We start from the raw sequence: 13,110 nt of genomic DNA, 5'->3' as shown, positions 1-13,110 counted from the left end.
TCAGTTATATACACTCATTTTGTCATACAACTATTAGAAAAATTAATGAGCAATATTTAGAACATTGTTAGATAATTTAATACCCGTTCTAACAACCTTACAATTAGGAGAATGGCGGCGAATATTGATAGTATTGCTGGCAAATGGGCAAAAAAAAGAATCACTCCATGTTATAGAGTGATTCTTCTTACATAATAGCTTATTCAGCTTTGATTCTTGCTCGTATGCTGAGCGGTATACTTATAGCCGAATCCCCAAACCGTTCGAATGAGCCGCGGTTCCTTCGGGTTCTGTTCAATCTTCTTGCGAAGGTTGACGATATGTACGTCTATGGCACGGTCTGTTACGAAGGAATCAAAGCCGCGGATCGTATTTATAAGTTCTTCCCTGCTAAACACCTTGCCCGGATGTGCAAGAAATAATTTCATCAGCTCATATTCCGAGAAGGTTGTTTCAACTAACTTCCCGCGAACCAGCAATAGGCGTCTCTCAAAATCAAGCTGAATGAGCTCCCCCTCTTCGGTCGCTTCCACTGCTGCTGAAACCTGCTGCGCTGTCTCTGTCTGCATCGTATTCGATCGACGAATTAACGCCTCTACCCTAGCTGTCATTTCGTGCATGCTGAATGGTTTGCACATGTAATCATCCGCTCCAGCTTTTAAAGCCTGAACTCTTTCTGACACTTCACTCTTCATGGATAGAATCATAATCGGTACGTTAGAGCGCTTTCTAATTAGCGCACACACTTCCATTCCGTCCAGATCGGGCAAGATTAAATCAAGCAGCACCAAGTCCGGATTAAACTCTGATGCGAGTCTTAATCCATCATCCGCTCTATAAGCTTGCATGACAGAATAGCCTTCCTCGGATAAATACATAGACAGCATATCACTCATCATGACGTCATCTTCAATAACTAAAACCTTATACATTGTCGTCACCCTTTTTGAGGATTGAAGATTTCTGTCGAATATTTTTTGTATCTCTACTATACCTTAACGTTATTAAAGGAACAACAAGTTGTTAGAAATTTGTTAGGTTTTATTGTCGAATACATCTTTCGCTTTCCGAAGCCCATCCAAAAGCCGCTTTAACGTCACCTCTAACTGAATAATAGCTTTTTGCAAATTGTCTGATTCTAGCTCCGGCAGCTTCACGATTCGCTCAACCTCACAAGCCGCCTCTAACAATTCGTAGGCGGATAAATAACCGGCAGCCCCCTTAAGTGTGTGAGCCATTCGTTTGACAATTGTTAGCTCCGATTGCTTAATCATCATTCGCAGCTGGTCTGCAAATGAATCGTAATCAAGCATAAATTGCTCCATCATATGCAGCAAGATCGGCAGTTTTCCATTCACTCTTGCCAGTGCGCTTTCAACGTCCATGCCGTCAATAGACGGCAAACTATCTATATTTGCTGGTTCTAATGTACGTGTACGATCATTTAGCCCAGATTTGACGACCGGCTGAATAGTCGAACCGCTGATTTCCTTCAACCAATAGGAAATGACATTATGAATTCGCTCGGAGGAAATAGGCTTCGTTACCACATCGTTCATCCCCAGCTTCAAATAACGCTCGTGATCATTGCGAAGCACGTTTGCCGTCACGGCAATAATCGGAATATGATCATATTTGGCTTGTTTGCGAATGATGCGAACCACTTCCGATCCATCCATTACCGGCATATGAATATCCATTAATATAAGATCCCAGCGCTCTTCACCCAGCTTAATCAGCACTTCTTCGCCATTCTCAGCTAAGCCGACCTCGTAGCCCCGCTCCTTCAAAATTTCGATTGCAACCAGCTGATTAATTTTATTGTCCTCTGCTAACAAAATCCGCGTATTTGTCACATTTTGTTGAATCGTGGCTACTGACTCGATTTCTTGCTCCTTCCCATCCGTACCTTTATGATCGAGAACACTTTCAATTGCACGAAGCATAGCCGTCCTCATGATAGGCTTAATTAACAATGTGACCGGTCTTTGCTCAGCAGGAAGCTGCATCATTTCGTCGCGTCCATAAGAGGTCGTCATAGCAATGGTTTTCACACCGGCTAGTTCCGCATCACGATGGAATTCAAGCCAGGTTTCTGCACCGTACATATCCGGCATCTCCATATCCAGTACGATAAGCTTCGGCAGTGCGCCAGCTCCAATGCGGCGCAGGCGATCTCTAGCCATTTTCCAAGAATGAAATGGAATAGGTGTCAAGCCAAACGATTCGACAATATCGCTCCAGTGCTCCCGCATCTCGTCATCATCCTCTACGATCCACACGGGCTGCTCCAATAAATCCTGATGAACCTGCAAACGCGGTTCTGTATACTTATGAATAATAGTGAATGGCAGCGTAAAGTAAAACTCGCTTCCAACAAGCGCTTTGCTGGTAACCTTCAGATTGCCTCCCATTAATTCAACAAATGATTTGGATATGACAAGTCCAAGCCCCGTTCCACCAAACTTCCGTGTTGTTGATCCATCCGCTTGCGTAAACGGTTTAAAGAGCTTCTGGACCTGCGCCTCGCTCATCCCAATCCCTGTATCCGAGATGATAAACTTCACGTTTACCCCTTTATCGGTCTGCTCCACTATCTCCAGCTTCAGCCTTACTTTTCCTCTATTCGTAAATTTGATCGCATTCATGCACAAATTGAGCAGCACCTGCTCAAGACGCAGCGCATCGCCAATTATCGTTTGCGGCAATTCCTCTGGCGTATCAATAATAAATTCAAACTGCTCTTTACCGCCCATAAATACGCTTAATTGATCGGTGATCCGGTGCATCAGCTCCTCAGGCTGGAACGGCTGACGTTCGATGTCGACCTTGCCTGCTTCAATTTTGGAGAAATCCAAAATATCATTAATAATTCGCAGCAGCGTCTCCGAGGATGTATTCATCTTGTCCATATAATCCTTCTGTGACGAAGACAGTCCTGTCTTGCGCATTAATTGCGTCAAGCCGATAATGCCATTAAGCGGCGTGCGTATCTCATGGCTCATGAGTGCCAGGAATCGGCTTTTCGCTTGATTCGCTTCCTCCGCTTCGAGTGTGGCCCGAACAAGCTTCTCCTGCACCATCTTCTGCTCCGAAATATCTCTTGCTATGCAGGAGAAAAACAGCTCGCCTGTGTCTTCATCCTTATGCGGAACGATGACCATGGATACGTACAGCGGCTCGCCATTTCGCTTCATCAGCTGCGCGTCGCTTTCCCAGTAACCAAACTCTCTGGCGAGCGCTGCTCCCCTCACAAGCTCCGAATACATTTCTGGTTGAGAATATTCCTCTACCATATGCACCTCATCCGCTTTGCTTTGCAAGCCCAGCATTTCTCTGCCTGCCCCATTCATATAAACGAGTTTGCCGCGTGAGCTGACTGAGGCTATTAAATCCTTGGCTGATTCTACGATGTCAAGCAAACGGTTGCGTGCCTTCTCTACATGCTTGCGGTCGGAAATATCGAGCACCATGCCTACAACTCCAGAGAATCGTCCATTGCGGTCACGCAAACCATTCGAGCTGTGCAGCGTTGGAATTCTTGTTCCGTTTTTATGAATAAAGGTCCATTCCCTCTCATAGGAGAAGCTGGCGCTGCGGAGCTCCTTGAATACCTCAAGACCAGGCTGAATCGTTCTGCCAAGCTGTTCGGTAAGCTTCTCAGCTTCCAAGCGAACCTCATCTAGATCCATGAACAACAGCGGTGTAGCGCTACCAGCCAGCTCCGAAGTCTTATAGCCCAGCATCTCTTCTGCTGTTTTATTCAAATAAGTGACCTTATACTGATCGTCAAGCACGATAAATGCATATTGATTCTGATTAATGATTGCCTCAAGGCGATCGAACATTTCTTGCAAATGCTCCATCATGCCGTTCACAGAATGACCAAGCTGACCGATTTCGTCATACGGCTCAGCTTCAAGATGCTCAGCCTCGAAGCTCCCCGCTGCAGCCTGCTCCGTAACGCCCAAAATACGTTCTAACCGCTTCACAATACGTTCGAAGTAGAGAAAGAAAAAGATTACAATAATCACTTCTGAGACGGCAATCGTCGTGAAAATACGCCAAAAGATCGGCTTTACCTCTTCTTCCAGCTTGGACATTGGCTCTTGCAATGCAAAACGCCATGGCGTTTCACTCACCTTCGTATGAAAAACCGCGTACGCTCTTCCCGCTATGTTAATTTCCGAAACACCCTCATAGGAGCCAAGCATCTTCTCCGCAATCGGAGACAAGGAAGACTGCTCATGAAATAAGCCCTTGCTAATGATTTCTTGGTCATCAGAGCTATAGATGATGCCGCCTTCATCATTGAATAAGCGTAAAATTGTTTGATCTCCTGTAAATTCAATGAATGGCCGGAGTGTCGCCATGACAATAGAGGCATACACAACTCCTTTGAGTTCATTCGTAGCTCCATATACAGGTACAACAATAAATGATTGCGTAGCATCAGAAAAAGAAGGCTTAAATGGGTCCGTAATGACCACTTTGCCTGTAATCGACTCCTGAAAAAATGACTCCATGCTCATATCTCTTCTAATACCATCGGTACGCAGGCTTATGCCCGATTCATCAATATACCCAATCGAGTGATAGATAAAGCCCCCGCGAACGAGCTCGCGTCCAAAATAATGAAGACGCTCCTCATCTGTGCCAAAACGGACAACCTCTGTTCGGCTCATCACAATAACCTCCGCCTTGCGGATAGCCATCCATGACGCCAATTCGTTTGCACGTTTGTTTTGCATACTGCTTGTTTTCTCGATTTCGGATTTAAGCATTGCATCCTTGACCGCAGAATAGTTGCCTATTCCGGCAATTAACAGCGGGAAAAAAGAAATGAGAACAATCAGGATCAAACCTTTTGTACGCAACGACATTTTTTTCAAACCACTTCCACCTTTCGCTACGCATGAGCCAAATCTGCCTGACTTTGACACTATTATATCTCTTTCAACTATTATTTGGATAATAAAAAAACGCTAGATTCTGCATGCCGCAACACTGCGGCTAGCTGCTCTAGCGTCTCATTATCATTTATACTAAGCTATTCGGCTGCAAGCACCGATTCAATACGGCTAAGCTCATCGTCGCTGAAATCAAGACGGCGTAGTGCTGCAACATTATCATCAATTTGTTCAACACGGCTTGCTCCGATCAAAGCCGAAGTTACTCTTCCGCCTCGGAGTACCCAAGCAAGAGACATTTGGGCAAGCGATTGTCCGCGATGCTGTGCAATCTCATTCAACTGCTTAATTTTATTCAATGTGCTGTCTGTAATATGATCCGCCTTCAGAAACACACTTGGTCCTCCAGCGCGTGAATCGGCAGGAACACCGTTCAAATAACGATTCGTCAGCAAGCCTCCAGCAAGCGGAGAAAATACGATCGAGCCAATGCCTTCTTCATCCAATACATCCTGCAAGCCGTTCTCGATCCAGCGATTGAACATCGAATAGGATGGCTGATGAATAAGGAAAGGCGTACCTAGATCCTTCAGAATAGCGGCCGCTTTAGCTGTTTGCTCTGGATTGTAATTCGAAACGCCGACATACAGCGCTTTTCCTTGGCGCACAATATGATCAAGAGCCCCCATCGTTTCTTCAAGCGGGGTATCCGGATCTGGACGATGGTGATAAAAAATATCGACATAATCAAGGTTCATCCGCTTCAAGCTCTGATCCAAGCTGGAAATCAAATATTTGCGCGAGCCCCATTCGCCATAAGGGCCTTCCCACATATAGTAGCCAGCTTTGGTTGATATAATAAGCTCATCTCGATATGCTGCAAAATCTTGTTTAAGTATTTGGCCAAACATTTCTTCCGCTGAGCCCGCAGGCGGTCCATAGTTATTCGCAAGATCGAAGTGCGTAATGCCTAAATCAAATGCGCGGCGTACCATGGCACGCCCATTCTCATGACGGTCAATGCCGCCGAAATTATGCCACAATCCTAAGGAAATTGCCGGCAGCTTTAAGCCGCTTCGTCCGACACGGTTATACTTCATGCTCTCATACCGATTATTAGCCGCTAAATAAGTCATGTTCAATATTCCCCCAAACCGTTATTGGAATCGCTTATTGTGCTTATTAATCAACAACAAGCTGCTTCCCGTATATTGTACAACTGCAGCTTGCCAAATGGAAATGCAACTATTTGATCAGCCTTTTCTCCAGCTTCAAATGCGGACTGTTGCGGACGGTTTCCTCGAAAAAGCTCGTTTGCTCCCGAACAAGGCGCTCCCATGCCTGAACGCACACGGGGTCGAAATGTCGCCCGCTCTCCTTTAGAATAATTTCCATAGCCGCCTCATGCGACATCGCCTCTCGGTAAGAACGTGACGAAGTCAAGGCATCATAAACATCCGCTACGGCAGTGACCCGTGCAAGCAGCGGTATCTGTTCACCTGCAAGCTGATCAGGATAGCCGCTGCCGTCCCACTTCTCATGATGAGACCTTATAACAGAAAGCTCCTCCGGCATAAAACCTAATCTTTTGCACAAATCGTAGCCCGATATAGGATGCACCTCAATAATTTCACGTTCCTCTGGTGTAAGCTTGCCTGGCTTGTTCAAAATCGTATCCGGTATTCGCAATTTGCCGACGTCATGAACTAATCCGCCTTGCGCAATCGCTCTTAATTCAGCTGAGCTGAGCGAGAGCTCCTCGCCCAGCTTCAAAGCATAGAGAGCTACCCGATAGTTATGGCCTGCTGTGTAAGAATCACGTGCTTCCGTTGTCATCACCAGCTCTCGAACGCTTGAAGACATATAGGTATTAATCCAATCGCGCGGATTGGCGCGGAACATCAGCTTAATAGAGGCTGTAATGGACTTCGAACTGACATATTGATTCACTATACCCCCAACCATGACGATAACAGAAGCAAGCAATAGGAAATGGTAAAGCCACCAGCTTATATTCCAAGCCTCGCCACTAACGATAATCAGCTGTGCAATAATCATCCAYCCTGAGCTGTACACGATGGCGAGCTGCAATGGAAAACGAGAGGATATGTACGCTTGCAAATACCGATATATTGTCCAGCCATTCAAAGCGATCGTAAATAGGCTTGCGGCCCATTTCATCGGCAATTCCTTAAAATGTAGAAACAGAATAAGATTCGGATGAAACCAAAGGATGGTGCAAAGGGCAAGAAGCAAGGATATCCATAAGGGCAAAAGCATTCGCTGCAGCTGCGCAAACCATTTGATGAGAGGACGATCTACAGATATAGAGGACAACCACAACCATACAACGGCCAGTATAACGCTAAGCTGAGCAGTGCTGCCTGCAGTACTTGAGTGATGCGTTAAAAAACCAGGGGTAGATAAGCCATGCAGAACAAACAATGCAGATAATGATACATAAGATAACGATAGAAAACTAATCTTAATATTGCGAAGGGTAATCGCGACGAATCCTACAGCAATAGCAAGGATCAGTGAGATCAATGCTACGAGACTGACGATATAAAAATGCTCTTGAGGTGCGTTAATGCTCTTATCAAGCTCCGAACCTCGCAACGCGAAATAGCCTGCCAACGGCAAAAGCATTAATAAAACTAAACGTGTGTATACCCACATATTTTTGCGCAAGCTTATTCCTCCTAGATGTCGTTCTTTATATGTATTTGCTGGTAAACATACCGCCTGTGGGAGGCGCAAAATGTAAAGCTCCATCAAAAACCAACATGAAACTTGTAGGATAATGTTGGATATTCGTCTTTTACTATCATATCATCACGCAGTCAACCTATAAATAGTGAAATTTCGCGGAAATACGGATAATTCGAGCCGACAACATATATTTTTATTTTAGATTAAGGTTTTTTCAATCTTGTTTTGTTATAGTAGTTGAAGACAGGTAAATTGAAGGGAGTTTATGGAATGAATAACAAGGAATCGCAGCCAAACAAAGACGCAGAAAACGAATTGACTGCGAAGGAAGAACGTTACGAGCTCGAACAGACAGAAGAGCAGGACAAGCTTTCGGATCAAGATACAGCTATCGAAGAGGAGCTTCAACAAGAATTAAACGAAGAGCTTCCTGAAGCATCAAACGACGAGGTTCGTGCTGCTGCCCTARATTCGGAGAGCGTTCATCAGGCTCCCAAAGGCGGAAGCGGTAAAGCATGGTTGATCGTCTCAGCAGTACTGGCTATTTTGCTGATCGTCGTATTAATTAAACCGCCATTTGGATCAAGCAATGAAACCGTGGCAACTGTCAACGGTGTCAACATAGGGAAAGACAGACTTTACGATGAGCTAGTTAAAGCAGGCGGTCCGGCTACACTTGAGAACATCATTACACAAGAGCTGATCTTCCAAGAAGCAGAAGCAAATAACGTCAAAGTTACAGACGCTGACGTGGATGCTGAAATTGCGCTGATCAAGAAGAGCTTTGGTACGGACGAGCAGTTCAATAATGCACTTGCTCAGTACAACATGACGCTTGAAAACTTGAAAAGCGATACAAAAATCAATCTAACGATTCGTAAAGTTTTGGAGCCAAAAACAGATGTAACTGCGGAAGAAATTCAACAGTTCTATGATACAAACAAAGCTGCGCTTGGCACGCCTGAGCAAATTCAAGCTTCACACATTTTGGTAGCTACAAAAGAAGAGGCTGACGCTATTCTAGCTGAGCTTAAGCAAGGCGGCGACTTCGCTGCAATTGCAAAAGCGAAATCGATCGACCCAGGTTCGAAAGATAATGGCGGAGATCTTGGCCTATTCGGAAAAGGAAAAATGGTTCCTGAGTTTGAAGCTGCTGCTTTTGCTCTAAAAATCAATGAAATCAGCGGTGTTGTTCAAACCGAAAACGGCTTCCACATTATTAAGAAAACAGCTGAGAAAGCTGCTGTTGTTCCAACGTTCGAAGAGAAAAAAGAAGAAATTAAGAACCAGCTTGTTGCTACAGAAGCAAATGAGCTATCCGAAGCTTGGATGACCGAAATTCGTGCAAAAGCAAAAATCACGAACACACTGACTCCAGCAGCTACTGACGCTCCAAAAGCTGAATAATAGCTAATGCTTTTTTTAAAGGGACTGTGCTTCATAGGTTATTTATAACCTGTGGGCACAGTCCTTTTTTCGCAATAAAAAGCCCCCCTTTCGCCCGGAGGGATGGGCTTCAGGGAGGCTTTGGCTTCAGAAAGACAGATGAGCCTCTTCAATTTTATGTCATTCTTCTGAAGTTAATATATATTATTCTATGACTATCAATTGGCGTAGATGATTGTTTTACTAGATTCGACCATTTTAAAACAGGCGATCGATCGGTTAGGGATAGTCATACGGATGGCGGGGAGGGCGAAATGACTCTGTAGGCGTGATTTAGGACATAAATAGTGAGGTAGCGTGTATTGCGATTATGATATGATGGTGAAATATGCCATGTACCTATTATTGGAGGGAAACAAGTGAGCAACTACGAAGTACGCAGCTATAAGGATACGTATACCTTGTATGAATTAACGGAAGAAAGCACGCAATCCCGCATCATCGTATGTCCAGAGCGCGGCGGTATCGTTATCGGCTGCCAGCTGCATGGATTAGAGCTCTTTTATTTGGACAAATCGACGTTTGAGAACCCAACCGCCAATATCCGCGGAGGCAATCCGATCCTGTTCCCAATTAGCGGGCAGCTTGCTAACCAAACTTATGAGTGGAACGGTCAATCGTACACGATGGCTAATCACGGCGTTGCCCGTACTGCTGTATGGGATGTTGTCAGTACAAAATCGGATGGTGAGGCTTCGATTACAATCCGCCTGCAAAGCAATGAAGAAACGCTGCGCTCCTACCCTTTTGCATTCGAATTGTTGTTTACCTATGTACTGCAGGATGGTCAATTACATACGCGTCAGCTGTACCGCAATCTAAGCGAAGCTGCTGCGATGCCTTTTTATGCGGGCTTCCATCCTTATTTCGCCATTGATTYGGGTAAGAAGATCGCTTATGAAAGCGATGCTACCCGCTATGTCGATTATAACGATAATGTAGAGAAACCATTTGATGGTGTTATCGACTTGGAAGGACTTGTTGAATCCGTATGCCTGCTCGATGCGAAGAAGAGCGAAATCTCCTTCGTCGCTTTGCAAGGCGCTCGCGTTCGTCTAACTTACGATGACATTTTCAAATATATGGTCCTTTGGTCCGTTAAGGATCGGCCTTTCGTATGTGTAGAGCCATGGATGGCTGAGAATGGCGAGCTTAACCGTCAAGAGGAGCTTGTCATGCTGAACGCTGGTGAAGAGCTGCATGCCAACATGACGATTAGCTGCGAACGTTAAGTCTCGTCTCTTTGGACGAACGATTCAGCCATTAAGCTTGTGTAGCATTGGAATCATTAAGCAAAAAAAAGAGGGAAGCCTTGCAAGCCATGGGTTCGGTTCCATGGTGCAAGGCTTCCCTCTTTTCTTTTTAGGAGCAACGAACTAATAGCCTTCGCCTTGACCGCCTGTAACGATAGCGATGCCAGAGCTTGCTCCAATACGCGTAGCGCCCGCTGCGAACATTTGCAGAGCAGTCTCCCGGTCGCGTACGCCGCCGGAAGCTTTCACACCGAGGTCAGGACCTACCGTACGGCGCATCAGCGCGATATCCTCTACCGTAGCGCCTCCCTTGCCAAAACCCGTCGATGTCTTCACGAAATCTGCGCCAGCCTGTTTGCAAATTTCACATGCGACAACCTTTTCTTCATCCGTTAAAAGTCCCGTTTCAAGAATAACTTTAAGCAGGGCTTGTCCTTTAACCGCCGCAACTACACCCTCAACATCACGCTTAACGCCTTCAAGATCGCCTGATTTCATCAAGCCGATGTTTAATACCATATCCACTTCCGTTGCTCCAGCTTCAATAGCAAACTTCGCTTCTGCTGCCTTAGATGCCGTCATCGTCGCTCCTAATGGGAAACCAACGACTGTCGTTATGCCTACTCCCGATCCCTTTAGTTCTTCAGCAGCTGTTGCTACCCAGCCTGCATTTACGCAAACCGTTGCAAATTGATACTGCTTAGCCTCGCGGCAAATTTGAAGTACCTCATCCTTTGTTGCATCGGCTTTAAGTATTGTATGATCGATCATCGCCGCTATATCAGCCGGCGATAAATTCATATCGTTGCTCATTTTGCTGCTCCTCCTCTATCATTTTGATTGCTCCAAACATTGCTCTGCCTGTACGCCTCATCCCTATCCTATCCAAACGAATGGGCGAGATACGCATGATACGTTTCATTATACGAAGCTTTGTTCAAAACAACAATAATATAGCGCCGAAAATACCACATGCTTACTTTTTTGCAGACGATCTTTCCTACAGAAGTCATGTGGACAAACGGATGGTTGTGTTCTATTCTTTACTATGTACTAACAAACTTATCCAGTCTGAACCGCAGAGAGGTGCGCAGCTTGACCTTGTTTTCGAAATCAAAGCGCGAAGCTGATTTATTCGGCAGCGCTTTTCATTATGCCTCWATAGGCATGGCATTAGTAGATTTAGATGGTCGTTTTATCGTAGCCAACCCTTCCGCTCAAACGATGCTGGGTTATGAGGAGAAAGAGCTTATCAAGCTTACGTTTGGCCAAATTACCCATCCGGATGACTTGGAAGAGGATTACCGCTACGTGAAACAGCTGCTCGAGGGCGAAATCGACACCTTTCAAATGGAGAAGAGATACTTCAAAAAGACCGGCGACATTGTAACCGTGCTTCTTTCCGTATCCCTTGTATATGATAGGCATGGCGTCCCCCGTCATTTTATATCGCAAATGATGGACATTACAGAGAAGACGCAAGCCGTGTCGGAAGTAAGGCAGCTTACGATGCGTATCTCCACTATTTTGGAGAGTATCTCAGATGCATTTTTCTCACTGGATCATGAATTTAGGTTTATCTATACGAACAATGCGACTCAGGAACTATTTAAGCGAAACAAGGAACAACTGATTGGTTATAGCATATGGGAGCTATTCCCTTGGCTCGCAGAGTCCATAAGCCATCTAGAATATAGGTTGTCTATGGAAACCAATCAACACCGCATGTACGAGCAATTTATTCCACGGCTTAATAATTGGTTTGAGTCGAATTTATACCCGTCCGAATTTGGACTCTCCGTTCATTTTCGCCAAATTACAGAGCGGAAGCGAATCGCTGACAAGCTGCTGGAGAGCGAGAAGAGCTTCCGGCTGCTTGCTGAGAATTCAAGCGACATGATCTCCAAGCATGATCGAGATGGGCTATTTACTTATGTATCCCCTGCTTGCTATATGCTGCTAGGCTTTCGCGATGATGAGCTAATTGGATCGTCACCGTTTGTTTTGTATCATCCTGATGACAGAGGGAGAATGCTTGAGAATCAAGAGCTCATTTACAGCAACGTTGAAGCCAATACCATTACTTATCGCATGCGGCGCAAAGAAGGCATCTATCGCTGGCTCGAAACGACCTCCCGCGTCATTTACCATGATGGTGACCGCACGCAGACGATCGTTTCTGTCTCCAGAGACGTAACCCCTCGCAAAGAAAATGAGTTGAAAATGATTGAGAAATATCAATTATTACATAAGCTCTCGCATGTGGATGAGTTGACCAATATTGCAAATCGGCGAGTGTTTGATGAAACTTGGAACAAAGAATGGCTGGAAGCGCAGCATCACCATATGCCGATCACTCTCATGCTGGGCGATATCGACAACTTCAAATTATTCAATGATACGTTCGGGCATCAAAAAGGCGACGAATGTCTCAGACAAATCGCCGCCGCATTGCGGAGCGCCCTGAAGCGTCCGCTTGATATTGTCGCCCGCTATGGGGGCGAGGAATTCGGATTTATTTTACCTCAAACGAGTGAAGAGCGCGCCGCCAATATTGCATCTAGGCTTCTGGAAGCGGTCAGACAATTAAAAATACCGCATGCAGAATTATCCGGCTGCCAGCAGGTTACGATAAGCTTGGGCTCAGCCACATGGAATCCCGGCTGCTCCGCAAAGCAAGATGAGCTGTTTACCCATGCGGACAAAGCGCTGTACCAGGCGAAGCGCGAAGGAAAAGATCGATACGTATCACACTAATTCCACGCGATCGTCGCTGCTGTTTTTTCTCG

9 protein-coding genes are annotated in these 13,110 nt (G+C 45.4%); 3 read left to right on the top strand and 6 right to left on the bottom strand.

Going from position 1 to position 13,110, the window contains the following annotated elements:
* Positions 1–203: 203 nt before the first annotated feature.
* The 4 genes from AB4Z17_RS00945 to AB4Z17_RS00930 all read right to left on the bottom strand — a co-directional run bounded on the left by AB4Z17_RS00945 (position 204) and on the right by AB4Z17_RS00930 (position 7,601).
* A complete protein-coding gene (locus AB4Z17_RS00945; RefSeq protein ID WP_076268413.1) occupies positions 204–932 on the bottom strand; it encodes a response regulator transcription factor in 729 nt (242 codons plus the stop codon).
* Between the two features lie 102 nt (positions 933–1,034).
* Positions 1,035–4,883, bottom strand: coding sequence for a response regulator (locus AB4Z17_RS00940; protein ID WP_441957637.1), 3,849 nt, complete (start codon positions 4,881–4,883; stop codon positions 1,035–1,037).
* A gap of 167 nt (positions 4,884–5,050) precedes the next feature.
* Entirely contained in the window at positions 5,051–6,046 is a 996-nt protein-coding gene (gene mgrA / locus AB4Z17_RS00935) for an L-glyceraldehyde 3-phosphate reductase (protein ID WP_441957564.1), read from the bottom strand.
* 109 nt (positions 6,047–6,155) lie between these two features.
* On the bottom strand, positions 6,156–7,601 hold the full coding sequence (locus tag AB4Z17_RS00930; RefSeq protein WP_441957562.1) for an HD-GYP domain-containing protein: 1,446 nt from the start codon (positions 7,599–7,601) through the stop codon (positions 6,156–6,158).
* A 291-nt stretch (positions 7,602–7,892) separates the two neighbouring features.
* On the opposite strand from AB4Z17_RS00930, the gene AB4Z17_RS00925 reads away from it, so the two are divergent.
* On the top strand, positions 7,893–9,029 hold the full coding sequence (locus AB4Z17_RS00925; protein ID WP_441957560.1) for a peptidylprolyl isomerase: 1,137 nt from the start codon (positions 7,893–7,895) through the stop codon (positions 9,027–9,029).
* Between the two features lie 398 nt (positions 9,030–9,427).
* Entirely contained in the window at positions 9,428–10,300 is an 873-nt protein-coding gene (locus tag AB4Z17_RS00920) for an aldose epimerase family protein (protein ID WP_441957559.1), read from the top strand.
* A 144-nt stretch (positions 10,301–10,444) separates the two neighbouring features.
* Here AB4Z17_RS00920 and deoC read toward each other — a convergent pair whose 3' ends face one another.
* Positions 10,445–11,134, bottom strand: a complete 690-nt coding sequence (gene deoC, locus AB4Z17_RS00915; RefSeq protein ID WP_441957557.1) for a deoxyribose-phosphate aldolase — start codon at positions 11,132–11,134, stop codon at positions 10,445–10,447.
* Positions 11,103–11,243, bottom strand: a complete 141-nt coding sequence (locus AB4Z17_RS00910) for a hypothetical protein (RefSeq protein ID WP_441957555.1) — start codon at positions 11,241–11,243, stop codon at positions 11,103–11,105. The genes deoC and AB4Z17_RS00910 overlap by 32 nt, the downstream gene beginning before the upstream one ends.
* A 50-nt stretch (positions 11,244–11,293) precedes the next feature.
* On the opposite strand from AB4Z17_RS00910, the gene AB4Z17_RS00905 reads away from it, so the two are divergent.
* Positions 11,294–13,078, top strand: coding sequence for a PAS domain S-box protein (locus AB4Z17_RS00905; RefSeq protein WP_441957553.1), 1,785 nt, complete (start codon positions 11,294–11,296; stop codon positions 13,076–13,078).
* Positions 13,079–13,110: the final 32 nt, after the last annotated feature.

The sequence above is a fragment of the Paenibacillus sp. TAF43_2 genome, from assembly GCF_052113545.1.
GTDB lineage: Bacteria > Bacillota > Bacilli > Paenibacillales > Paenibacillaceae > Pristimantibacillus.
The sequence above is the reverse complement of the archived record's forward strand: the minus strand, read 5'-3'. Positions and strand labels throughout refer to the sequence as shown.